The sequence below is a fragment of the Xanthobacter sediminis genome (assembly GCF_043195015.1).
Classification (GTDB): Bacteria; Pseudomonadota; Alphaproteobacteria; order Rhizobiales; family Xanthobacteraceae; genus Xanthobacter.
Genome location: NZ_JBAFWH010000001.1, coordinates 148,922 through 173,798 on the forward strand (window position 1 = coordinate 148,922; position 24,877 = coordinate 173,798).

General features: G+C 68.5%; 16 protein-coding genes. 5 read left to right on the forward strand and 11 right to left on the reverse strand.

The window, feature by feature from the left end; genetic code table 11:
* Positions 1-12 precede the first annotated feature (12 nt).
* The 4 genes from V5F61_RS00580 (at position 13) to V5F61_RS00595 (ending at position 10,344) form a co-directional block, all read left to right on the forward strand.
* On the forward strand, positions 13-3,204 hold the full coding sequence (locus tag V5F61_RS00580; RefSeq protein ID WP_393986931.1) for an efflux RND transporter permease subunit: 3,192 nt from the start codon (positions 13-15) through the stop codon (positions 3,202-3,204).
* Positions 3,205-3,358: 154 nt separating this feature from the next.
* The gene (locus tag V5F61_RS00585; protein WP_393986932.1) at positions 3,359-6,733 is read left to right on the forward strand and encodes a transglutaminase family protein; all 3,375 of its coding nucleotides are present in this window, start codon (positions 3,359-3,361) and stop codon (positions 6,731-6,733) included.
* A gap of 212 nt (positions 6,734-6,945) precedes the next feature.
* Positions 6,946-9,450, forward strand: a complete 2,505-nt coding sequence (locus V5F61_RS00590) for a circularly permuted type 2 ATP-grasp protein (protein WP_393986933.1) — start codon at positions 6,946-6,948, stop codon at positions 9,448-9,450.
* Between the two features lie 9 nt (positions 9,451-9,459).
* Positions 9,460-10,344, forward strand: coding sequence for a transglutaminase family protein (locus V5F61_RS00595; RefSeq protein ID WP_393986934.1), 885 nt, complete (start codon positions 9,460-9,462; stop codon positions 10,342-10,344).
* Positions 10,345-10,472: 128 nt separating this feature from the next.
* Here the strand turns inward: V5F61_RS00595 and V5F61_RS00600 are convergent, their stop codons facing one another.
* Together V5F61_RS00600 and V5F61_RS00605 are read right to left on the reverse strand one after the other, a co-directional pair.
* Entirely contained in the window at positions 10,473-12,101 is a 1,629-nt protein-coding gene (locus tag V5F61_RS00600; protein WP_393986935.1) for a methyl-accepting chemotaxis protein, read from the reverse strand.
* Between the two features lie 155 nt (positions 12,102-12,256).
* A complete protein-coding gene (locus tag V5F61_RS00605; protein ID WP_393986936.1) occupies positions 12,257-13,309 on the reverse strand; it encodes an NAD(P)-dependent alcohol dehydrogenase in 1,053 nt (350 codons plus the stop codon).
* 224 nt (positions 13,310-13,533) lie between these two features.
* Here V5F61_RS00605 and V5F61_RS00610 point away from each other — a divergent pair, with 224 nt between their 5' ends.
* Positions 13,534-14,415: an AraC family transcriptional regulator gene (locus tag V5F61_RS00610; RefSeq protein ID WP_393986937.1), complete on the forward strand. Its 882-nt coding sequence runs from the start codon at positions 13,534-13,536 to the stop codon at positions 14,413-14,415.
* Between the two features lie 123 nt (positions 14,416-14,538).
* Here the strand turns inward: V5F61_RS00610 and V5F61_RS00615 are convergent, their stop codons facing one another.
* The 9 genes from V5F61_RS00615 to V5F61_RS00655 form a co-directional block, all read right to left on the reverse strand.
* A complete protein-coding gene (locus V5F61_RS00615) occupies positions 14,539-15,693 on the reverse strand; it encodes an iron-containing alcohol dehydrogenase (protein WP_393986938.1) in 1,155 nt (384 codons plus the stop codon).
* Positions 15,694-15,744: 51 nt separating this feature from the next.
* Positions 15,745-17,211 (reverse strand): NAD-dependent succinate-semialdehyde dehydrogenase, encoded by a 1,467-nt coding sequence (locus tag V5F61_RS00620; protein ID WP_393986939.1) that lies wholly within the window; start codon positions 17,209-17,211, stop codon positions 15,745-15,747.
* 138 nt (positions 17,212-17,349) lie between these two features.
* Positions 17,350-18,507 carry an iron-containing alcohol dehydrogenase gene (locus V5F61_RS00625; protein ID WP_393986940.1) on the reverse strand — a complete coding sequence of 386 codons (1,158 nt, stop codon included), beginning with the start codon at positions 18,505-18,507 and terminating at the stop codon, positions 17,350-17,352.
* 35 nt (positions 18,508-18,542) lie between these two features.
* Positions 18,543-19,187 (reverse strand): branched-chain amino acid ABC transporter ATP-binding protein, encoded by a 645-nt coding sequence (locus V5F61_RS00630; RefSeq protein WP_393986941.1) that lies wholly within the window; start codon positions 19,185-19,187, stop codon positions 18,543-18,545.
* Positions 19,184-19,969: an ABC transporter ATP-binding protein gene (locus V5F61_RS00635; protein WP_393986942.1), complete on the reverse strand. Its 786-nt coding sequence runs from the start codon at positions 19,967-19,969 to the stop codon at positions 19,184-19,186. The genes V5F61_RS00630 and V5F61_RS00635 overlap by 4 nt, the downstream gene beginning before the upstream one ends.
* Entirely contained in the window at positions 19,966-20,961 is a 996-nt protein-coding gene (locus V5F61_RS00640) for a branched-chain amino acid ABC transporter permease (protein ID WP_393986943.1), read from the reverse strand. Before V5F61_RS00640 ends, V5F61_RS00635 begins: the two co-directional genes overlap by 4 nt.
* Positions 20,962-20,964: 3 nt before the next feature.
* Entirely contained in the window at positions 20,965-21,864 is a 900-nt protein-coding gene (locus V5F61_RS00645; RefSeq protein ID WP_393986944.1) for a branched-chain amino acid ABC transporter permease, read from the reverse strand.
* A gap of 149 nt (positions 21,865-22,013) precedes the next feature.
* Positions 22,014-23,342, reverse strand: a complete 1,329-nt coding sequence (locus V5F61_RS00650) for an ABC transporter substrate-binding protein (protein ID WP_393986945.1) — start codon at positions 23,340-23,342, stop codon at positions 22,014-22,016.
* A 29-nt stretch (positions 23,343-23,371) separates the two neighbouring features.
* Positions 23,372-24,721 (reverse strand): ABC transporter substrate-binding protein, encoded by a 1,350-nt coding sequence (locus V5F61_RS00655; protein ID WP_393986946.1) that lies wholly within the window; start codon positions 24,719-24,721, stop codon positions 23,372-23,374.
* Between the last annotated feature and the right edge of the window lie 156 nt (positions 24,722-24,877).

Here is a 24,877-nt window from a genome sequence, read left to right on the forward strand (position 1 = left end):
GACGCGGCACCCATGATCTCGCGCTTTTTCATCGAGAGGCCGGTTCTTTCGAACGTGCTGGCCCTGGTCTTCGTGCTGATCGGCCTCGTGTCGCTCATCCGTCTGCCAGTGGCACAGTATCCGAACATCGTGCCGCCCACGGTGTCGGTCACCACCAGCTATCCGGGCGCTTCGGCCAAGACGCTCATCGATACCGTCGCCCTGCCCATCGAGCAGCAGGTGAACGGCGTCGAGGGCATGCTCTACATGCAGTCCTGGTCGGCGTCCGACGGCACCTACACACTGGTCGTCACCTTCGCCATCGGCACCGATCCGAACATGGCGCAGGTGCTGGTGCAGAACCGCGTCAACATCGCCCTCTCCTCGCTGCCGCAGGCGGTGCAGGCGCAGGGCGTGACCATCCTGCAGAAGGGCACCTCCATCATGGAGTTCGTGACCCTCATCTCGCCGGATGGCCGCTATGATGGGCTGTATCTCAACAATTACGGCATCATCAACATCCAGAACGAGCTGGCGCGCGTGGATGGCGTCGCCAACGTCACCATCTTCGGCACCGGCACCTACGCGCTGCGCGTGTGGATGGACCCGGACAAGATGCAGGCCTTTGGCCTCACGCCCAGCGACGTCTCCAACTCCATTCAGAAGCAGAGCCAGCTCGTTACTCCCGGCCAGCTCGGCATTCCGCCGGCCCCCTCCACCGCCGCCTTCCAGTACACGGTGAATGTGAAGGGCCGCCTCAACGACGCGGCGGACTACGAGGACATCGTCGTCAAGGTGGACAACCAGGACGGCGGGCGCATCGTCCGCCTGCGCGACGTGGCGCGCGTCGAGCTGGGCGCGCAGAGCTATTCGCGCGATTTCACGCAGGACGGCAAGCCCGCCGCCGGCATCGCCATCTTCCAGCTCCCTGCGGCCAATGCGCTCGACGTGTCGAATCGCGTCGCCGCCAAGATGGAGGAGCTGAAGAAGGACTTCCCCGAAGGGCTGGAATACTCCATCCCCTTCAACACCACCTGGTTCGTCACCGCCTCCATCAGCGAGGTCTATAAGACCCTCTACGAGGCGGCGCTCCTGGTTCTGGTGGTGATCCTCATGTTCCTCCAGGACTGGCGGGCGACGCTGGTGCCGGCGACCACGGTGCCGGTGACCATCATCGGCGCCTTTGCCGCCATGGATGCCATGGGCTTCACCATCAACATCTCGACCCTGTTCGCCATCATCCTGGCCATCGGCATCGTGGTGGACGATGCCATTGTGATCGTGGAGGGCGTGTCCCGCCACATCGAGGAGGGCATGGATGGCCAGCCCGCCGCCGAGAAGGCCATGGACGAGCTGTTCGGCCCGGTGATCGGCATCACCCTGGTGCTGATGTCGGTGTTCCTGCCGGCATCCTTCATACCGGGTCTGTCGGGGCAGATGTTCAAGCAGTTCGCGCTGGTCATCGCCGCCACCGCCTTCATCTCGGCCATCAATGCCGCCACGCTGAAGCCGACGCAGTGCGCCTTGTGGCTGCGCAAGCCGGTGCCGCCGGAGAAGCGCAACTTCATCTTCCGCGGCTTCAACGCCATCTACGGCAAGGCCGAGCACTGGTACGCGGGGCTCATGTCCCGCATGGTGCACCATTCCAAGCTCATGGTGATCATCGCGTTCGGCCTGATCGGGGTGGCGGGTTACGGCATCACCAAGGTGCCCACCTCCTTCCTGCCCATTGAGGACCAGGGCTACTTCCTGGTTGCGGTGCAGTTGCCGGAGGGCGCCAACCTGAACCGCACCAAGGTGGTGATGGGCGAGGTTTCCGAGAGGGTGCGCAAGGTGCCGGGCGTGCAGACCGCGCTCGCCATCTCCGGCATCTCGGTCATGGACAATTCCGCCACCCTCGCCAACGCCGGCGTCATCTACGTGACGCTGACGCCTTGGGACGAGCGCTATTCCGGCAAGGTGAAGGGCGAGGATCTGCTCTCGCTCTACCAGAACCTGAATAAGGCGGTGGCCGATGTGCAGGAGGCGCAGGTGCTGATCCTGGTGCCGCCGGCCATCCAGGGCATCGGCAACGCCGCGGGCTTCACCATGCAGCCGCAGCTGCGCAACGGCAATTTCGACTACCAGCTCCTCGCTCAGATCACCGATTCCCTCGTGGAGAAGGCGGGCGCGCAGTCGGCGCTGCAGCATGTCGCGACCTCCTTCCGGGTCGGTGCGCCGCAGCTGGAGGTGACCGTGAACCGCACCATGGCGGAGACCCTGGGCGTGACCGTGGGCCAGGTGTTCGAGACCATCTCGTCCTATCTCGGCTCTACTTACGTCAACCAGATCACCCGCTTCGGCAACACGTTCCAGGTCTATGTTCAGGCGGACGCGAAGTATCGCATCACCCCAGCCGACCTGCTGGCCCTGAAGGTGCGTACGCCGAGCGGCAAGATGGTGCCCCTCGGCTCCATGGTGGAGGTGAAGACCGTTCAGGGTCCGCCCCTGATCTCGCTCTACAATCTCTATCCCTCGTCCACCATCGTCGGCTCCAATGCCGCCGGCTTCTCGTCCGGCCAGGCGATGCAGCTCATGGAGCAGATCGCGGCCTCCACCATGCCTCCGGGCACGGGCTTCGAATGGACGGCCATGTCCTACCAGGAGAAGGCGGTCGGCAATCAGATCTACTACGTGTTCGGGCTTGCGGTGCTGCTGGTCTACTTCGTGCTGGCGGGGCAGTATGAAAGCTGGATCCAGCCCATGTCGGTGATCCTGGCGGTGCCGCTCGCGCTGCTCGGCACGGTGGGCGCGCTTCTTGGGCTCGGGGTGTCCAACAACCTCTATACCCAGATTGGCCTCGTGCTGCTCATCGCGCTCGCGGCCAAGAACGCGATCCTGATCGTGGAATACGCCCGCGAGAAACGAGCGGAGGGCATGGAGATCATGGATGCGGCGGTGGAGGCGGCACGTCTGCGCTTCCGCCCCATCCTCATGACGTCCTTCGCCTTCATCCTCGGCGTGCTGCCGCTGGTGTTCGCCACGGGCGCGGGCGCCAACTCCAGAAAGTCCATCGGCATCGCCGTGGTGTCGGGCATGCTGGCGTCGACCTGCCTCGCGGTGCTGTTCGTGCCGTCCTTCTTCACCGTGCTGCAGCGCTTCGAGGAGCGGGGTAAAAAGAAGAAGAACGCGCCCCAGCGGCCGCCCGAAGAGCCGGCCCCGCCCACCGAACCCGCATCTGCCTGAGATCGGGTCCGAACTTATGCGCAACGCGGCGGCAACTGCCTCAAATGGAGGCGGTTGCCGCCGTAAAGTCGCGCTTCCGCCTCCGCACAGCCTTGTCTAACCTTGTCCCATTCACCCGAGGGCCCAACCGGCCCGCAGGACCAGGTGCTTCTTCATGTCCATCCTCGCGAGCCTGCATCACGTCACGAGCTATCGCTACGAGCGCCCCGTCGCGCTCGGCCCGCAGGTCGTGCGCCTGCGGCCGGCGCCCCATAGCCGAACCGAGATTCCCGCTTACGCGCTGAAGATTTCGCCTGCCGAGCATTTCATCAACTGGCAGCAGGACCCGTTCGGCAATTGGCTGGCGCGCATCGTCTTCCCGGAGAAGATCGAGGAATTCAAGGTCGAGGTGGACCTGCTCGCCAAGCTCGACGTGATCAACCCGTTCGATTTCTTCGTCGAGGATTATGCGGAAAACTTCCCCTTCACCTACGCGCCGGAGCTGAAGGCGGAGCTGGCGCCATACCTCGAGCTGGAGCACGAGGGGGCGCTGTTCGATTCCTTCCTGGCCACAGTGCCGCGCGAGAAGAAGCGCATCGTCGACTTCCTGGTGGAGCTGAACCAGCGGCTGCAGACCGAGATCGGCTATGTCATCCGCATGGAACCGGGCGTCCAGACCCCCGACGAGACGCTGTCGCGGAAGCTGGGCTCCTGCCGCGACACTGGCTGGCTCCTGGTGCAGATGCTGCGCCACCTCGGTCTCGCCGCGCGCTTCGTCTCCGGCTACCTGATTCAGCTGAAGCCCGACGTGAAGTCCCTCGACGGCCCCTCGGGCACCGACGTGGACTTCACCGACCTGCACGCGTGGTGCGAGGTCTACGTGCCCGGCGCCGGCTGGATCGGCCTCGATCCCACCTCGGGCCTGCTGTGCGGCGAGGGGCACATTCCGCTGGCGGCCACCCCGCACTACCGCTCGGCTGCGCCGATCTCCGGCTATCTCATGGAGAAGGCCGAGACCGAGTTCGGCTTTGACATGAGCGTGACCCGTGTGGCCGAGGCGCCGCGCGTCACCTACCCCTTCTCGGACGAGACCTGGGCTGCCCTCGACGCCCTCGGCCGCAAGGTGGATGCCGACCTTGCCGCGGGCGACGTGCGCCTCACCATGGGCGGCGAGCCCACCTTCGTCTCCATCGACGACTATCAGGCGGCGGAGTGGAACACCGAGGCGCTCGGCCCGCAGAAGCGCGTGCGCGCGGATGATCTCATCCGCCGCCTGCGCAAGCGTTTTTCCTCAGAGGGCGTGCTGCACTACGGCCAGGGCAAGTGGTATCCGGGCGAGACGCTGCCGCGTTGGTCGTTCGACCTGTTCTGGCGCAAGGACGGCCAGCCCATGTGGCGGCGCGAGGATCTGATCGCCGACGAATCCACCGATTACGGCGTGGGTCCGGCCGACGCCGAGCGCTTCGCCAAGCTCCTCGCCGAGAAGCTGAAGGTGGACACCGCGTTCGTCCAGCCGTGCTTCGAGGACAACATCTACTTCATGTGGAAGGAGCAGTGCCTTCCCGAGAACATCGCGCCCGGCGATCCGCGCATGGCGGATGAGGTGGAGCGGCGCATGCTGGCTCGCACCTTCAACCAGGGCCTCGCGAACCCCACCGGCTCGGTGCTGCCGCTGCGGCGCGTCTGGACCGCGGAGGGGCCGGCCTGGGCCTCCGAGCGCTGGACCTTCCGTCGCGAGTTCCTGTTCCTGATCCCCGGCGAAAGCCCCATGGGCTATCGCCTGCCGCTGGATTCGCTTCACTATCTTGCGCCGACGCGCTATCCGCACACCGCGCCCATGGACCCCTTCGAGCCGCGCGGCCCGCTGCCGGATGCGGCGGAGCTGTCTGACCGCTATCGCGGCGCAGGTACCGACGGGCGTGAGCGCTATTCGGTGGCGCCGCGCACCTCGGCCTATGGCGTGGGAGAGCGCGCGCAGGCGCTGGTGCAGGAATATCTGCTGAAGCACGACCAGCAGATCTCCGCGATCGACACCCGGACCGCGCTGTGCGTTGAGCCGCGCGGCGGGCGCCTGTGCGTGTTCATGCCGCCGGTCGATGCGCTGGAAGATTATGTAGACCTCATCGCCGCCATCGAGCAGGTGGCGATCGAGCTCAACGCGCCCGTCCACCTCGAGGGCTATCCCCCGCCCTTCGACTACCGGCTGAACCTCATCCGCCTCTCGCCGGACCCCGGCGTGCTGGAGGTGAACATCCACCCCTCGTCCTCGTGGGAGGGCTGCGTGGATGTCACCCGCATCCTCTATGAGGAGGCGCGCCTTGCCCGGCTCGGCACCGAGAAGTTCATGGTGGACGGGCGCCACACCGGCACCGGCGGCGGCAACCACGTGGTGGTCGGCGGCGCCATGCCGGCCGACAGCCCCTTCCTGCGCCGGCCGGACCTGCTCAAGAGCCTGCTGCTTTATTGGCAGCGCCATCCCTCGCTGTCCTACATGTTCTCGGGCCTCTTCATCGGCCCGACCTCCCAGCACCCGCGCATCGACGAGGCGCGGCACGACAGCCTCTATGAATTCGAGATCGCGCTCTCGAAGATCCCGCTGCCCGGCGGCGAGCTGCCGCCGCCGCCGTGGCTGGTGGACCGGCTGCTGCGCAACATCCTCGTGGATGTGACGGGTAATACCCACCGCACCGAGATCTCCATCGACAAGTTCTACGCGCCGGATGGCCCCACCGGCCGGCTGGGCCTGGTGGAGTTCCGCTGCTTCGAGATGCCGCCGGACTGGCGCATGAGCCTTGCCCAGCAGCTGCTGCTGCGCGCGCTCATCTCCCGCCTGTGGCGCGCGCCCATCCAGGGCAACTGCGCCCGCTGGGGCACCATCCTCAACGACCGCTTCATGCTGCCCCATTACGTGTGGCAGGATTTCGCGGACGTGCTGGAGGATCTCGGCGACCACGGCTACGTCTTCGATCCCGAGTGGTTCAAGGCGCAGTACGAGTTCCGCTTCCCGGCCTTCGGCCAGGTGCAGCGCGCTGGCGTGGACCTGGAGGTCCGCCAGGCGCTGGAGTGCTGGCACGTGCTGGGCGAGGAGGGCGTGATCGGGGGCACCGCGCGCTACGTGGACAGCTCGGTGGAGCGCTTGCAGGTGAAGGTGGAGGGCTTCAACCCCGCCCGCCATATCGTCACCTGCAACGGCCGGCGGGTGCCGCTGGCGCCCACAGGGCGCAACGGCACCTTCGTGGCCGGGGTGCGCTACAAGGCGTGGCAACCCTGGTCGGGGCTCCACCCGACCATTCCGGTGCACTCGCCGCTCACGTTCGATGTGGTGGACACCTGGAGCCAGCGCTCGCGGGGCGGCTGCGTCTACTATGTGTCCCATCCGGGCGGGCGCAACTATGACACCTTCCCGGTCAATTCCTACGAGGCGGAGGCCCGCCGGCTCGCCCGCTTCCAGGATTACGGGCATACGCCGGGTGTCACGCACGTTCCGGCCGAGACGGCGCCGGACGAGTTCCCGACCACGCTGGACCTGCGCCGGCCGATCGGGGTTTGACGCGGCGCCGGCTGCGGAAAACGCTTGTTTCACGAGCAGGGGCGGCGGTCTGCCGCCCCTGTTCGTGTCGGTACCTGCAGCGGCGGTGCCTGCTGGCGCGCTTTCAAGGGCGCCTTGCCTTGGAGGGGCCTTGGCGCGGATGATGCTTCGCGTGCAGGGTCTGGCATAATCGTAAACCCGGCCGCAGGGCGGCCGTGGGGAAAGGGTTCTTCGTGTCGGGGGCGGAACAGCGCAGCGAGGTTTTCGAGAAAGCTGCGGCGGAGAGCCTGCTCGGCGGCTACCGGACCCTGCCGGGCGTCCGCGACGAGATGCTGGACGCGGAGGGCCGCCCGCGCGCCCATTGGGTGCCATTCCTCGCCGCCCTCGCGCAGATGGGGCCGGAGGAACTGCGCCGCCGCTTCGGCTCCGCCGACCGCTACCTGCGGGATTCGGGCGTCTTCTACCGGGTCTATGACGACGCCGGCGGCGGCGAGCGGCCGTGGTCTCTCAGCCATGTGCCGCTGCTGATCGAGCAGTCAGACTGGACCGCACTTTCCGCCGGCCTCATCCAGCGCGCGGAATTGCTGGAAGCGGTGCTTCAGGATCTTTACGGCCCTGCGCGCCTCGTCAGCGACGGGGACCTGCCGGCGGCGGTGGTGGCGGGCAGCGACGAGTTCCTACGGCCGCTGGTGGGTGTGAAGCCCTATGGCGGCCGCTATCTGCGGCTGTACGCTGCGGATGTGGGCCGGGGTCCGGACGGGCGCTGGTGGGTGCTGGCCGATCGCGCCCAGGCGCCCTCGGGCACCGGCTACGCGCTGGAGAACCGCCTGGCGATGACACGGGCGCTGCCGGATGTCTCGCGTGCATTGCGCATGCAGCGTGTGGCGAGCTTTTTCCAGGCGCTGCGCACCTCGCTGATGAAACTCGACCGGACCGGCGAAGGCCGCATCGGCCTGCTCACGCCCGGCCCCTTGAACGAGACCTATTTCGAGCACGCCCTGCTTGCCCGCTATCTCGGCTTCCTGCTGGTGGAGGGCGAGGATCTCTCCGTGCGCGGAGACCGGCTGCATGTGCGCACGGTGGCGGGCCTCAAGCCCATCGACGTGCTGTTGCGGCGCCTCGATGCCGATTTCGCCGACCCGCTGGAGCTGAATGCGCGCTCACGCCTCGGCGTGCCCGGCCTCGTGCAGGCGCTGCGGGAAGGGGGTGTCGCCTTCGCCAATGCGCTGGGTAGCGGCCTCGTGGAGGTGCCGGCGCTGCTCGCCTTCCTGCCGCGCATCGCCATGCGGGTGCTGGGCGCTCCTCTGAAGCTGCCCCACGTGGGCACCTGGTGGTGCGGGCAGGATGCCGAGCGCGCGCAGGTGATGGAGCATCTGGACGAGCTGGTGGTCGGCTCTGCGTTCGGGCGGCCGGTGCCCGTGCTGCCTTCCGGCGGCTCGGTGCTGGGGGCGGACCTCGGCGCGGCGGACCGCCGCCGCCTCTCGACCCTGCTGGCGCGGCGCGGGGTGGAACTGGTGGGGCAGGACATCGCGCGCCTGTCCACCACCCCGGTGTGGACCGGCGACCGGCTGACGCCGCGCCCCTTCATGTTGCGCGTGTTCCTCGCCGCTACCGACAACGGCTGGGTGGTGATGCCCGGCGGCTTCTGTCGCATCTCCTCCACGCCCGATGCGCGGGCCATCTCGCTGCAGAAGGGCGACCGCTCGGCCGACGTTTGGGTGCTCGCAGACCATGCGGTATCGGAGGCGACTTTGCTGCCGAGCCCGGACAACGTGAAGGTGCGCCGTTCTTCCGGCACCCTGCCGAGCCGGGCGGCGGACAACCTGTTCTGGCTCGGCCGCTACGTGGAGCGGGCCGAGGCGACGCTGCGCCTCTCGCGCGTGCTGGTGGGCCGGCTCGCGGAGAGCGCTGATACCGGCGTGAGCCCGCTGGTTTCCCGGCTGCTCGGCCTGCTGGGGGCCTGGGGTGCCATGCCGCGTGATCTCGCGCGGGCCACGCCCGCCCGCTACGCGGTGGCCGTTCTCACCCGCCGCGACGTGCCCGGCGCACTGCCCCAGCTGGTTCTGGCGGCGCGGGCGGCGGCCTCCGTCATCCGCGATCGCTTCTCGCCCGATGCCTGGAAGGCGCTGGTGGATCTCGAAGCCTGCGTGCTCGCTCCCATCAATGCCGCGCCCTCGGAGGCCGATGCCCACGAACGGGCGGATACGGCGCTGCGCATCATCGCCGCCTTCGCGGGCCTCGCCAGCGAGAACATGAACCGGCTCACCGGCTGGCGCTTCCTGGAGCTGGGGCGGCGCACGGAACGGGCCATCAGCACCCTGCGCTTCGCCCGCACCTTCGGCGAGAGCGGGGCGCCCGGCTCTCTCGATGCGCTGCTCCAGGTGGCGGACAGCCAGATCACCTATCGCAGCCGCTATGTGATGATGGAGGCGCGCGGGCCGGTGCTGGACCTCGTGCTGCTCGATCCCGACAACCCGCGCTCCGTGGCGTTCCAGGTGGACCGCATGGCGGAGCACCTGCGGGTGCTGCCCGGCCGCGACCATGATGCGCCGCCGCCTTTGTGGGAGCGCCTGGTGGCGCGCATGCGGGCGGAGTTGGCCGCCGCTACGGCCGAGAGCTTCGACGCGGCATGGTTCGACGACAGGGAGAAGAACCTGATGCAGCTGTCGGACGAGATCGCCGCCCACTATTTCCTTCAGGGCCATTCGCCCGAAATGACCATGACCCTGGCGATGTGAGGCGGCGGCATGCTCTACGACATCCGCCAGACCACTTCTTATACTTATGCCGTTCCGGTGCGGGTGGCGCGTCAGGTGCTGCGCATGACGCCTGTGGACCGGCTCGGCCACCAGCATGTCATCGCCCATGTGCTCGACCTCTCGCCGGAGGCGGCGGAGCTGGAGCGGGGCACCGACTTCTTCGGCAACGGGCTCACCTGGCTCACCCTCGACCAGCCCCACGACCGGCTGCAGATCTCCACCCGCAGCCGGGTGGACGTGAGCGCCACGCCGCTGCCCGACCCCTCCGCGACACTGAGCGTGGACGATGTACGCGCCATGGCGGCCGGCGCTTTCGATCTCGGCGCGCGCTCGCCGGTGCACGGGCTGTTTCCCAGCCGCGCCATCCCGGTCGAGGCCGCCATCACGGAATGGGCGGGCCTGAGCTGCCCCGGCGATCGGCCGATCCTGGCGGCGGCCCTGGAGCTGATGCAGCGCATCAAGGACGATTTCACCTACGAGCCCGGCTCCACCATGGTCACGACGCCTCCCCACGAGGCGTTCATGGCGCGGCGCGGGGTGTGCCAGGATTTCGCGCAGGTGATGATCGCCGGTCTGCGGGGGCTCGGCCTGCCGGCGCGCTACGTCTCCGGCTATCTGCGCACGGTGCCGCCGGAAGGCGAGCCGCGCCTCGAAGGGGCGGACGCCACCCATGCCTGGGTGGAGATCTGGTGCGGCCTGGACGTGGGCTGGATCGGGCTCGACCCCACCAACGCCATCCCCGCCGGTGACGACCACATCATCCTGGCCGTGGGCCGCGACTATGCCGATGTGGCGCCCGTGGACGGCGTGATCGTCTCCTCGGGCGACCACATGCTGGCGGTGGGCGTGGACGTGATCCCGGTGGAGCGGTAGGGCGCGGGCGGGTCTCATCCGCCCGCGGAAGGGACCCCTGCAAGCGGGCCCAGTTCGCTCGAAATGCATTCACATCGTCAGTTGGAGCGCTTCCCGTGAGCCGATGCGAACGGGAAGCGCTCCAACACTTATTGCAGGGTGGCCGGCGCCTCGGTCTTCGCGGCCGCCTGGGCGGTGATCTCGTGGGCCTGCAGGCCGGCGGCGAGCTCGTCCAGGATGCGCTGCACCTCGTGGCTCGCCGTATTGAGCGTGGTCAGGGCCTCAAGGGCCTCGCCGGGCCGGTTCTCCTCATGCAGGCGCAGCGCCAGCTGGGCCGCGGCATGCACCTGCCGGTGCGGTTCCACCAGGGCCGCGAAGGCCGGCAGGCGGCGGATGGCGGGAATGTCCACCCGCTCGTACCACTTGCCGAGGCGGCAGTTGTGGTGGTCCGGCACCTCGTGGACATGCCACTGCGACCGGCCCATCAGCACGTCCACCACCCGCTTCTTGAACAGGACGTGGTCGATCTTCGCCATCTCGCACAGGGCGAGTGGGGAATCGGCATTGAACCAGTCGCGGGCGGAGCTGGAGAAACGGTCGTTGCTGTTCTGCAGGCTGGTGGCCATGCGCATCAGCATCTTCTCGTTCTCGGTGGAGAGATCAGCGCTCTGGCACACCCGCGCGCCGATCTCCTCGCTGGCGATCTTCTGCTGGGAGAGCACGGTGGCGATGGCGTCCATGCTACGGGCCACGGTGTTCACCGTGCCGTCGATGTCGGTGACGGCGGCGGAGACCTGCTCGATGTCCTCGATGCTGGCGCCCACCGCTTCCTCCGAGCGGGCCATGGCCTCGCCCATGCGGGTGATGACCGCGCGCATGCCGTCGACGCGCTTGCCGATTTCCTCGGTGGCGGCGCCTGTCTGGTTGGCGAGGGCCTTCACTTCCTGCGCGACGATGGCGAAGCCCTTGCCGGCGTCGCCCGCGCGGGCCGCCTCGATGGTGGCGTTCAGGGCCAGCAGGTTGGTCTGCTTGGCGATGGTGTCGATCACCTTCAGCACGTCGGCGATCCGGTCGAACGCGGCGACGAGCTCGGTGGAGCGCTTGCGCGTCTCCTCGGTCGCATCGCTGATGGCGACGGTGGTCGTGCGCAGGCTGTCCACCGCCTGCGTGGCGCGGCTGGAGGCGCGGCTTGCGCCCTGGGCGTCGTTCAGCGCATCGTTGCTGGAGCGGGAGATGTCCTCGATGCTGGTCACCAGCTCGCTGACCGCCGAGGCGACGCTCTGCGAGCCCTCGGTCGCGCGATGGGTGTTGCGCGTGAGGTAGGCCAGTTCGATGGACACCTCGTTCACGTTGGCGACGGTGCCGGCGAGGTTCTTCAGGTTCCTGAGGTCGCGCTGGTGCGCCTCGTCGATGATCTGCCGGGAGAGGGCGCGCACCGCGACCGTGCTTTCAACCGCCGCCACGGCGGAGGCGAAGCGGCGGCCCACGCTCTTGAGCGAGGCGGCGCGGCCGGGCAGAAATACATGCCGCGACAGGCGCAGGCAGGTGCCTTCCATGGCGGCGTCCAGCGCGTCCAGCAGCACCTGCGCGGGCATGCCGCCGTCCAGCAGGCGGTTCACGGCCGCGTTGGTGGGAGCGTCGTAGAGATCGGTGACCGCCTGGCCGACCTGCAGCGCAAGGTTCGGCTCCAGACCCGCCGTCGCCGCTGCGATCGCGGCGGCAATCTCGGGCGCCTCCTCGTGGGCGGGGGCGTAGGAGGAATGGGACACGGCAGACACGAGGCGCTCCTCTTATCGTTCAGTTGGTCCCGCTGCCGCGGTCCGAATGGCGAATCGCGGCAGCGGGACGAGCTTTCGTGTCCCCTTATTATTCCGAAGGGCTGTCTTAAAACTCTCCGGTATTTCCCTAGCTGGCTCTCCAAAGCGCCAGGGGTTCAGAGCGTCGCCATGTCGATGACGAAGCGATACTTCACGTCGCTCTTGAGCATGCGCGCGAAGGCGGCCTCGATGTCGCCCATGGCGATCATCTCCACGTCTGCGGTGATGCCGCGCTCGGCGCAGAAGTCGAGCATCTCCTGGGTTTCCGCGATACCGCCGATGAGCGAGCCGCCGATGGAGCGGCGGGCGAAGATGAGGTTCGCGACCGACGGCGAGGGGTGGGGCGAGGACGGCACGCCCACCAGCGTCATGGCCCCGTCGCGCTTCAGCAGGACGGTGAAGGCGTCGAGGTCGTGCGGCGCGGCCACGGTGTTCAGGATGAAGTCGAAGCTGCGGGCGTGGGCCTTCATCTCGTCCGGGTTGCGGGAGACCACCACCTCGTGGGCCCCGAGGTCGCGCGCCGCCTGCACCTTGGAGGGCGAGGTGGTGAAGGCCACCACATGGGCGCCCAGGGCGCGGGCGAGCTTCACGCCCATGTGGCCGAGGCCGCCGATGCCGACGATGCCCACCTTCTTGCCAGGCCCGGCCTTCCAGTGGCGCAGCGGCGACCATGTGGTGATGCCGGCGCACAGCAGCGGCGCGGCGGCCGCGAGATCGGCGGCGCCGTGGGTGATCCGCAGCACGAAGTGCTCGTCCACCGTGACCGCGCCGGAATAGCCGCCGTAGGTGTTCTCGCCGGAGCCGTCGAGCCAGCCGCCATAGGTCTGCTGGAAGCCGTGGGGCCCTTCGCAATACTGCTCCAGGCCATCGTCGCAGGAGAAGCAGTGGCGGCAGCTGCCCACCAGGCAGCCCACGCCCACCGTGTCACCCACCTTGAACTTGCTCACCTTACCGCCGATGGCGGTGACGCGGCCGACGATCTCGTGGCCGGGCACCATGGGATAGCGCATGCCCGGCCACTCGCCGCGGGCGGCGTGGAGGTCGGAATGGCAGACACCGCAATAGAGGATCTCGATGGCCACGTCCTTCGGGCCGGGGGCGGCGCGCTCGATGGTGACGGGGGCGAGGGGGGCGGAGGCGAACTGGGCGGCGAAGGCTTTCATTTGCACGGCATGGTCCTTTGCGGCAGGCGTGACCTGCTTGGCCTCGGGCGCCGGGCGGCGCCGTTCGGCGGTGGCCCTGGGGGGCAGGCCGGAATGCGCTGCAATGTGCCGCGCGGGGCCGCGCCTCACTATCGCGATGATGCCAATCTTTTGCACGATCCTGCCAATGTGCGTCGCCCGGGCTTTCCGCGCCGCGCGCGCCATGCGAGGAGGGCGAAGGAGGTCCGGCGATGCGCGAGCTTCTCGAAACCATGTGCGGCATCGTGGAGCGGCATGTGCCTGGCGAGCGGCAGGAAACCCCGATCGAGGGGCTTGCCCTCTATAGGATGCGCACCAGCCGCCATCCCCTGCACGCGTTTTATTACCCACGGCTTTGCATCATTCTGCACGGCAGCAAGAGCGTGAGCCTGGGGGAGGACGCCTTCCAGGTCGATCCCGCCACCTTCTTCCTGGTGGCGGCGGACCTGCCGGTGTCCTCGCGGGTGTTCGTCGCCGCGGACGGGCGGCCGCACATGGCGCTCACGCTCGATCTCGACCGCTCGCTGCTGGCGCAGGTGCTGGCGCGACTGCCGGAGCGGACCGGCGCGGCCGAGCCGTCGGCGGGCCTCGTCACCGCGCCCATGCGGCCGGAGCTGCTGGAGCCCCTGGCGCGCCTCCTGGCCCTGCTCGATCGCCCGCAGGAGGCGGATTTCCTCCTCCCGCTGATCCTCCAGGAGGTCTATTTCCGGCTGCTGCTGGGCCCGCTGGGCGACACGCTGGCGCAATATGCGCTGGGCGGCTCGCGGCTTTCGCAGATCGGTCGGGCCACGGACTGGATCAAGTCCAACTTCGCCGGGCCCATGAGCATCGAGGCGCTGGCGGAGCTGGCGGGCATGAGCGTCACCTCGTTCCACCGGCATTTCAAGGGCATCACGCGCATGACTCCGCTGGAGTATCGCATGCAGATCCGCCTGCAGGAGGCACGGCGCCTGCTGCTCACGCAGCGGCTGACGGCGGGCGCGGCGGGGCTGGCGGTGGGCTATGACAGCCAGTCGCAGTTCAGCCGTGATTACAAGCGCATGTTCGGCGCGCCGCCGGCCAGCGACACCGCGCGCCTCGTCGCCGCCCCGTGAGGCGGCGCGGGCCCGGCGTGGTAAGGCCGGGCCCGCTCTTCCCTGGCCGACGCCTCTGCTCAATTCCGCTCGGCATTCGAGCAAGGCCCGCTCGGCGCCGGTCGAGGACCGGCGCCGATGGCGTCAATACACGCTCTCGTAGATGCGCTCGATGTCGGCGCGGGTCATGTCGCGGGCGTTGCAGGCGATCAACCGGCGGATGCCGGTGTCGACCTCCTCCGCCATGGACGGGATGGCGTCCCTCGGCACGCCCAGCTCGCGCATGCGGATCTCAAGGCCCATGGCCGGAACCAGGGTCTCGATATCGGCCACCAGGGCCTCGGCCGCCTCGGCGTCGGAGGCGAAGGCGCGGCCCGGCAGGGTCTGGCGGGCGAGCTCGGCATAGAGCGGCATCGCCACCGGCAGGTTGAAGCGCATGATGGGCGCCATGACGATGGCGTTGGAGTGGCCGTGGGGCACGTGGTAGCGCGCGCCCAGCGGATAGGCGAGGGCATGGATGGCCGCCACCGAGGCGTTCACGAACGCCATGCCCGCCAGCAGCGAGCCCTGGAGCATGGCGGCGCGGGCCTCCACGTTCCTGCCGTCCTTCACCACCGTGCGGATGTTGGCGGAGAGCAGCTGCAGCGCCTTCACGGCCAGCGCGTCGGCCAGCAGGTTCTTGGCGGTGCGGCTGGTGAAGGCCTCGATGGCATGCACCATGGCGTCGAGGCCGGTGGCGGCGGTGATGCGCGGCGGCAGGCCGAGGGTCAGCTCGGGGTCCAGCAGCGCCACGTCAGGCAGGAGCTGCGGGGCGTAGATGGCCTTCTTGCGTCCTTCCGCGTCCGTCACCACAGAGACCCAGGTGACCTCCGAGCCGGTGCCGGCGGTGGTGGGCACCTGGATCAGGGGCGCGCGGGTGCCCTTGGCGAGGTTGGTGCCGTACATCTCCGCGATGGGCTGGTCGCTCTTGATCATGAGCGCCACCAGCTTCGCGGTATCGAGGGAGGACCCGCCGCCGATGCCGATGACGCCGTCGGCTGCGAACGCTTTCGCCCGCTCCACGGCCGCGAGCACCACGGAGACCGGCGGGTCTGCCGCCACGTCGGAGAAGATATCCACGGCGATGCCGGCCTCGGCCAGAGACGCCTTGGCGGTGTCGGAAAAGCCCAGGGTGACGATGCCGGGATCGCACACGATGAGCACGCGGGTGGAGCCCAGCTCCTGCATGAGGGCGCCGAGGCGCTTCAGGCCGCCGGCCTCGCTGACGATGCGGCGCACGCTTCTGAACGTATAGTTCATGGCACTATCCAGATCTTGGAATGTTGTCGGAACGTGAAGAGAACGCGCGCGTCAGCGGATGCCGCCCAGGCACATGTACTTGATCTCCACGAAGTCATCGACGCCGTACTTGGAGCCTTCCCGGCCGATGCCGGATTCCTTGATGCCGCCGAAGGGCGCCACCTCGGTGGAGATGATGCCCTCGTTGATGCCGAGGATGCCGTATTCCAGCGCCTCCGCCACGCGCCAGATGCGGCCGATGTCGCGGGCATAGAAATAGGCGGCGAGGCCATACTGGGTGTCGTTGGCCATGCGGATGGCCTCGTCCTCGGTCTCGAACTTGAACAGAGGCGCCACGGGGCCGAAGATCTCCTCCGAGAACAGCTCCATGTCCTGGGAGACCTCGGTGAGGATGGTGGGCTCGTAGAAATTGCCGCCCAGCGCGTGGGGCTTGCCGCCCGCCAGCACCTTTGCGCCCTTCTCCACGGCGTCCTTCACCAGCCGGTCCACCTTGGCGAAGCCCTTCTGGTTGATGAGCGGGCCGGTGGTGACGCCGGCCTCGAAGCCCTGACCCACCTTCATGGCCGACACCGCCGCCGCCAGCTTCTCGGCGAAGGCGTCGTAGACGCCCGCCTGGACGATGATGCGGTTGGCGCACACGCAGGTCTGCCCCGCGTTGCGGTACTTGGACATCATGGCCCCGGCCACCGCCGCGTCGAGGTCGGCGTCGTCAAAAACGATGAAGGGCGCGTTGCCGCCCAGCTCCAGGCTCACCTTCTTCACCGTGCCGGCGCACTGGGACATGAGCAGCTTGCCCACCGGCGTGGAGCCGGTGAAGGAGAGCTTGCGCACGATGGGGTTGGCGGTCATCTCGCCGCCCACGGCCGCGCCCTGCTGGGCCGTCACCACATTGAACACGCCGGCCGGAATGCCCGCCCGCTCGGCCAGCTCCGCCAGGGCAAGGGCGGACAAGGGCGTGTCCTCGCCCGGCTTCACCACGGCGGTGCAGCCGGCGGCGAGCGCGGGCGCCACCTTGCGGGTGATCATGGCGTTGGGGAAGTTCCAGGGGGTGATGGCCGCCACCACGCCGATGGGCTGCTTGATGACCATGATGCGCTTGTCGGCGCCGTGGCTCGGGATCACATCGCCGTAGATGCGCTTGCCCTCTTCGGCGAACCACTCGATGAAGGAGGCGCCGTAGGCCACTTCGCCGCGCGCTTCCGCGAGCGGCTTGCCCTGCTCGGCGGTCATGATCTTCGCCAGGTCGTCCTGGGCCGCCATGATCAGCTCGAACCACTTGCGCAGGATGACCGCGCGCTCCTTGGCGGTCTTGGCGCGCCAGGCGGGCAGCGCCTTGTCCGCGGCCTCGATGGCGCGGCGGGTCTCGGCGGCGCCCATGTCCGGCACCTGGGCCAGGGTGGCGCCGTCGGCCGGGTCGGTCACGGCGAAGGTCCTGGCGCTGTCGGCGGCGGCCCAGGTGCCGTCGATATAGGCCTTGTCGCGCAGCAGCGCGGTGTCGGTGAGGGTGGGAAGGGCCATGGCGGGAAGCCTCCTCGGCAGATCGGCTTGAATTTGCAGCGGTGGCGGCGGGCTTTGCCGCCACCCGTGTCTTGCGCGTGTCGCGCGGTGCACGAGCGAAACTGAACCGGCGCCGGTCGAAGACCGGGGCCGGTGGTCTCAGAGCACCGACTGGTAGATGGCGAAGGCGTCGGCCTGGGTCACGGGGCGCGGATTGTTCATCAGCAGCCGCTCCACCTTCATGGCGTCCACTGCGAGGCGCTCCAGGTCGTCTTCGCTCACGCCCACGTCGGCGAGGCGCTGGGCGAAGGGCATGCGCGCCACCATCTCCTGCATGAAGGCGATGAAGGCATCGGCCGCCGCGTATTCAGTGCCGAAGCTGCGGCCCGGCAGCACCACGCCCGCCAGCTCCGCGTAGAGAGCGGTCGCGGCCGGCTTGTTGAAGTGCAGCACCGGGGTGAGCACCAGCGCGTTGGAAAGGCCATGCGGCACGTGGAAGTGCCCGCCCAGCGGATAGGCGAGGGCGTGCACCGCCGCCACCGGCGCATTGGCGAAGGCCATGCCCGCGAGCATGGAGCCCTGCAGCATGGCGGAGCGCGCCTCCACGTCCTTCCCGTCGGCGATCACGCGGTCCATGTTGGCCGCGAGCAGGCTCAGGGCCTTGATGGCGAGGGCGTCGGAGACGGCGTTCTTCTTGTGCTTGCTGGTGAAGGCCTCGATGGCGTGCACCATGGCGTCGATGCCGGTGGCGGCGGTGACCGCCGGCGGCAGGCCGGTGGTAAGGCTCGCGTCGAGCACCGCGATGTCCGGGTAGAGCAGGGGGCTCACCACGCCCTTCTTCTCGTGGGTCGGGGTGGTGACGATGGAGATGGGCGTCACCTCCGATCCCGTGCCGGCGGTGGTGGGCACCTGGATCAGCGGCAGGCGCGGCCCGCGGGCGAGGCCGATGCCGTAGATGTCGCGCAGGGCCTGGGGCGCACCCAGCAGCAGCGCCACCAGCTTCGCCGTGTCCATGGAGCTGCCGCCGCCGATGCCGATGATGACGTCGGCCCCCGCGATCCGCGCGGCGTCCACGGTGGCGAGAACCACTGTTTCGGGCGGGTCGGCCTGCACGTCGGTGAAGACCTCCACCGGCTGGCCGGCGGCGGCGAATGCCTCCAGCACCGGGGCGATCACGCCGGACTTCACGAGCCCGGCGTCGGTGACGATCATCGGCTTGCTCGCGCCGAGCTCGGCGCCGAGCGCCGGCAGGCGGGCGGCGCCGCCGATTTCCTGGATCACGTAGGGGGTGGTTTCGAAGGAGAAGTTCAGGGTCATCGCAATCGCCATGGAAACGAGGGCAGGGGAGGGGGTCAGCTTGCGGTGACCACCCCGCGCTCGATGTTGAACACCTGATCGACCAGATCGGACGAATGGGTGGCGTCGGATTCCGAGAGCAGCACGCACATGCCTTCGCTGCGCAGCTTGCCGATCACCTCCGTGAGGCGGCGCGAGAGCACCGGCGCCACGCCCTCGAAGGGCTCGTCGAGCAGCAGCAGCCGCCGGCCCGGCATGAGCGCGCGGCCGAGCGCCACCAGCTTCTGCTGGCCGCCCGAGAGCTGGAGCGCCTTGCGGTCGCGGTACTGCGCGATCTCGGGCATGAGGGAGTAGATCCATTCGAGGCGCGCGGGGGCATCCTTCAGCTTGTTGGCCCAGGCCGGCATCAGGATGTTCTCTTCCACCGTCAGGGTGGGGATGAGGCGGCGGTCCTCCGGCAGGTAGCTGATGCCCATGGGCGCGCGGCAGTGGGCCTCCTTGTCGCCGATGGAGGCGCCGTCGAACACGATCTTCCCCGCGATGGCGGTGAGCCCCATGATGGAGCGGATGAGCGTGGTCTTGCCGGCGCCGTTGCGGCCGATGAGACCCACCATCTTGCCCGAGGGGATCTCCATGCTCACCTCCCGCAGGATCGGGATGCCGGCGATGGACACGTCGAGGTTGGAGATGGCGAGCGTCATGCCACGGAACTCCCCTGCTGGGCGGCGGGCTTGTGGTCGGAATGGCCGGTGACGAGTTCGCGCACGCGGGCGTCGGCGAGCACGGCGTCCGGCGGACCGTCAGCGATGATCTCGCCGCTGTAGAAGGCGAGGATGCGCGACACGTAGCGGCGCACCACCTCCATGTCGTGCTCCACGAACAGCACGGTGAGGCCGTGATGGCGCACCGCCGCCATCACAGTGTCCATGAGGTCGCCCTTCTCGTCCACGCTGACGCCGGAGGTGGGCTCGTCGAGCAGCAGCATCTTCGGGTTGCCGATCATCGCCATGGCGATGTCGATGAGCTTGCGCGAGCCCTGGGGCACGGCCGTGACGCGGGCGTCGCGATACGCCGCCACCTTGAACTCGGCCAGGATCTCCTCGGCCTTGGCGATGCGCGCCTTGGTGTGGAGCGGCTTCAGGAACGAGGGGTGCGGGCTCTCGGCCGCGGCGAGCGCGATCACGAGGTTGTCGAGCACCGTCAGCTCCGGGAAGAGCTGCGCCACCTGGAACGAGCGGGCAAGGCCCGCGCGGGTGATGGCGCGCGGGGCGAGGCCCAGGATGGCGTTGCCATCCATGAAGATCTCGCCCGAGGTGGGCGGCAGGTAGCCGGTGACCATGTTGATGAAGGTGGTCTTGCCGGCCCCGTTGGCGCCGATGACGCCCACGATCTCGCCCTTCTCGATCTTGACGTCGAGGTCCTTGGCGGCGGTGACTGCCCCGAAGGACTTGTTCAGCTTGCGGGTTTCGAGGATGGCGGTCATGCGCGGACGCCTCCGGTGCGGGCGTTCGTGGGAGAGGAGGCCGCGGGCACGGGGGCCTCGGCGCGGCGGGTGAAGAGGCTCCACAGGCCCTTGGGCAGGAACACCACGATGCCGAGCAGGGTGAAGCCCAGGATCATCTGCCAGGCGTTGGGCAGGAACTCGATGGCGTAGGTGCGCACCAGGGCGAACACGATGGCCGCCAGGAACGGGGCGAACACGCTGCCCGTGCCGCCCAGGAGGGCGATGAACACGAACTCGCCGGAGGTGGTCCAATAGGCCATGTCCGGGTCCACGTGGCCGGTGGCCAGCGCGGTCAGGCCGCCGCCCAGCGCCGACACAGCGGCTGCGGCCACGTAGTTGGCGTAGTTGATCCAGCGCGGGGACAGGCCGAGATATTCCACCCGCACCTCGTTCTCGCGGATCGCCTCGCAGGTCATGCCCACGGCCGAGCGGTAGTAGCGGTGGAGGAAGAAGGCCACGCCCGCCGCCGCGACGACGGTGAGGACGAACACCACGTGGGTCGCCTGCTCGCCGCCGGAGATGGTCTGGCCGAGGAGGGTCCAGTTGTTGACGTTGAAGCCGTCGGTGGAGCCCAGCTCCTGGCTCTTCACCAGCACTCCGTAGAGGATCATGGAGAAGGCCAGCGACAGCATGGCGAAGAAGATCTCGCGGTAGCGCGTCATCAGCAGGCCGAGCACCATGGCGAGCACCACCGCCGCCGCCACGCCCACCGCCAGCAGCACGAGGCCGGCGGAGACGCCCAGGAACTGGCCGCCCATGCCCACCGCATAGCCGCCGACGCAATAGAAGAGGCCCTGCCCGAAGGAGACGAGGCCTGCCTTCATCTGCATCACCACGCCCTGCACCACGAGTGCCTTGGCGAGGGCCATGGTGAGCAGGAAGATCAGCCAGCCGGGCGCGAGCAGCGTGCCGCCCGCGAGCAGGACGACCGCAAGGCCGATCAATGCGATTTCAGTCTTGTCGAGGCGCATGGGTCAGATCTTTCTTGCGAGCGTGCGGCCGAACAGGCCCTGGGGCCGGATGGCCAGCACCAGGGACATGACGCCGTAGATCACGAACAGCTCGAACTGCGGGGCGAAGTGCACTGCGGCGGCGCGGGAAAGGCCGAGCAGCAGGGCGCCCACGGCCGCGCCCTCGATGGAGCCCATGCCGCCGACCACCACCACCGCGAAGGCGAGCACGATGACTTCCACGCCGATGCCGGGCACCACCGAGATGGAGGGCGCGGTCAGCGCGCCGGCGAGGGCGCCGAGCGTGGTGCCGATGAGGAAGGTGAGGGTGAACATGCGCCGCACGTTCACGCCCATGGCGCGGGCCACCTCCCGGTCGTGGATCACGGCGCGCAGGATCTTGCCGAGGTTGGTGCGCTCCAGCCACGCCCACAGGGCAAGGCCCACCGCCACCGCGATGGAGATCAGCACCAGGTCGTAGTTCGACACCTTGAGCCCGGCGATGGTGGAGCGCCCGAGCGCGGTGTAGGGCTGGTAGGCGAAATAGGGGTTCACGCCCCACACCAGCTTCATCGCGTCTTCGAGGATGAGCAGCAGGGCGTAGGTGATGATGACCATCAGGATCTCATCGCGCCCGTACATGAACTGCAGCAGGCCGCGTTCCACCAGCGTGCCCACCACGAGGCCGGCGACGATGGCGCTGCCGATGAGCAGCAGGAAGCTCACGCCGGCCGAGCCGGTGCCGTCGGCGAAGTACCAGCCGATGGCGGAGGCGGCCGCATAGGCGCCGATGGCGTAGAACGAGCCATGGGCCATGTTGAGAATGCGCATGACGCCATAGATCACCGTCAGGCCGGCGGCGACCAGGAACAGCCAGGACGCATAGATGGTGCCGTCGATCAATACGGCGAGAAAGCTCATCATAGGACCGCATCCGTCTTTGGGGCGAGGGAGCCGGCGGGGTTGCCGCCGGCTCCAGGGGCTCGGGATCGAGGCCGGTCAGGAGATCCCGAGCTGTCGCGGCTTCTCGAGTTGCAGGCTTCTCAGTTGCCTGTTCGTCAGTTGCCGATTGCTCAGTTGCACTTGGCGCCGGGGAAGCCGGCCTTGATCCACGCGTCGGAGGTGGTGCCGTCCGGCGGGGTCACGCAGTCGCCCGAGAAGGTGATGACGTTCTCGATGACCGCCTTGCCGGTCTTCGGGTCGTACTTGTAGGTGCCGTAGGAGATGGGCTGCACGGCCTGGTGGCCGTCGGCGCGGTCCATCTTCACGGTGCCGCTGACGGACTCGAAGGTGGAGCCCTTGAAGGCCGCCGCGATGGCGTCGGTGGCGGGGAGGGTGCCGTCGCCCTTGCCGGCCTTCTCGGCCGCCGCCTTCAGGCCCAGGATGGCCTGCGCCATCTTGGTGGCCGGGTAGGTGGGGGCCATGTCGTAGGCGGCGGTGTAGGCCTTCACGAACCAGTCGTTCAGCTCGTTCTTCGGGGCGAAGGCGCCGAACGGGCCGCGGGCGCCGATGATGGTGCCGTTGGGGGCCTGGTCCTTGAAGCGGTCGATGGCGGACTCGCCGCAGGTGAGCACCAGCGTGGCGTCGTCCAGCAGGCCGCGGGCGTTGGCCTGGAGCACGAAGGCCTCCATGTCGCCACCCCAGAAGGAGGAGTGCACCACTTCCGGCTTCTTCACCGAGAGCGCCGAGATCTCAGCGCCGTACTGGCCCTGGAACACCTTCGGCATCTGGTTCTCGACCACCTTGGTCTTCGGCATGGTCTGCGCGAGGGCGAGGGTGAAGTCGTGCCAGCTGTCCTGGCCCCAGGCGTAGTTCTGCTGGATGCCGGCGATCTTGGTGACGTCGGGCTTGGTGGCCGCGAGGTAGCGGGCCGCGCCGATGTTATCCACGGCCGCGTCGAGGCCGGTGCGGAAGGAATACTTCGGGTTCGCGTCCTCGACGAACAGGCGCGAGGTGCCGCAATCGTAGAACACCGTGAGGGCCTTCAGCTCCTCCGCCACGGGGGCGATGGCGAGGCAGTCGCCGGAGGAGATGTAGCCGACCACGGCGTCCACCTTCTGGCGCTGCACGAGGTTGCGGAACTCCTCCACCTGCTTGGTGGCGCCGCCGGCCTCGTCGATGATGACGGCTTCGATCTCGGCGCCGTTGATGCCCTTGGTGTTGTAGGGGGCGGGCAGGGTGCCCTTGTTGAGGCCTTCCACCAGCACCTTGGCGGCGTTGGCGGAGGGAATGCCGAACGGGCCGGCCGCCGGGCCCGACAGGAAGGTGACGACGCCGACGCGGAACTTGCCGTTCTCCGCCGCGGCCGCCGGGCCCGCCAGCATGGTGGTGGCGAGGGCCGCGGCGGCGACGCCGGCCGCGATGCGGCCGTGCTTGCGGGGGGTGGATCCGTTTGTCTTCACTTGACGTTCTCCCTTTTTGAATGTGCTCGTCATTGAGTGGGGTTGGCCGCGGCGCGGCGGGCGCGCACAAGTTCCGGCGGCTGGCGCAGGTCCTCGGCGGAATAGGCGCGGATGTTGCCCAGCATGGCCTTGGCGGGGGGGAAGCGGTCGTTGGGCACCGGAGTGCCCACCGCCTGGGCCTGAAGGATCTGGTGGGTTTCCGGATCGATGAGCGAGCCGTAGCCCTCCGGGTCCTCCGGCAGCTGGAGGCGCATGCCTTCAAGCGCGGCGATGAGGGCCTTGTCGTCGTCGGCGTTGCCCACCTGCGCCACCGCCTTCGCGATGGCGACTATGCCGGTGTATGCACCCTCCGCCGCATAAGTGGGGTAGCGCCCGGTCATGGCCCGGAATTCGCTCACGAAGCGGCGGTTCTCCGGGGTGTCCGGCCAGTTGTTGTTGTGGCGGGCGGAGAGGATGAGGCCGGGCGGGGGATTGGCGCCGAGCTGCACCAGCACGTCGTAATTGGCGCCGGTGTCGAAATTGGCGACCCGCATCTGGGAGAACAGGTCCACCGCCTGCGCCTGCTTCAGGAAGGCGAGGAAATCGCCGCCCCACAGGGCCGTGACCACGATGTCCGGCTTCAGCTCCTTCAGCGCCTGGATGTAGGCGGAGTAGTCGGGCTCGTAGAGCTTGGGCCACAGCTCCGCGACCACCTCATACTTCATCCCCAGGCTGTCCATGGCGGCGAGCAGGTCGTCGCGGGAGACGTGGCCGTATTCGTAGTCGGGGTTCAGGATGGCGATGCGCTGCCAGGGCTGGGCCGCGCGGATGTCGCGCAGGTAGCGCGCGCCGGCCGCGTTGGAGGTCCAGCTGTCGTTGGAAACGCGGAAGTAATGGGCGTGCCCCGCCTCGGTGGTGAGGCGCGAGGAGGCGTGATCGGTGCCGACCAGGATGGTGGAGCGCCGCCGCGCCAGATCGCTCACCACCTGGGCGACGCCCGAGGAGACCATGCCGCACAGGAAGCGCGCGTGGTCCTTGTCGATGAAGTCCTCCGCCAGACGCAGGCCGTAGGAGGCCTTGGAGAGGTCGTCGTCCACTATGACCCTGAGGCGCGGGCCGGGCTTGCCGGTCACGCGGCCCTCGGCGATGTCGCGCAGGGCGAGGCGGATGCCCTGGATGCTGTCGGTGCCGTAGATGGTGGCCCGGCCGCTCATGGGATAGAGGCAGCCCACCACCGCGTCGGCATCCTCCTCGGAGGCGCCGAGGGTCACGCGCTCGGCGCGCACGGCAAGGCTCGTCGCCGCGAGCACGCAGCCAGCCAAAGCGATGCGTTTCAAGAGCTGGCGCAGGCGTCCGCGCGCATGGCGGCACGCCTGCAGGCACACCTTCCGTGTCTCCACGGCATCCTCCTCCCTTGCGAGCGCTCGCTCGCTTCATTCTTGTTGGACAGGGATCAGCAAGGCCCGTGCCAGTGCCCAGGGCCGGCTGTCATCCTTGCGGAGTCAGTAGTTTTTTGCAGGGGTGATGAGCGGTGAGCGCGCAGCTGAGCGGAAAGC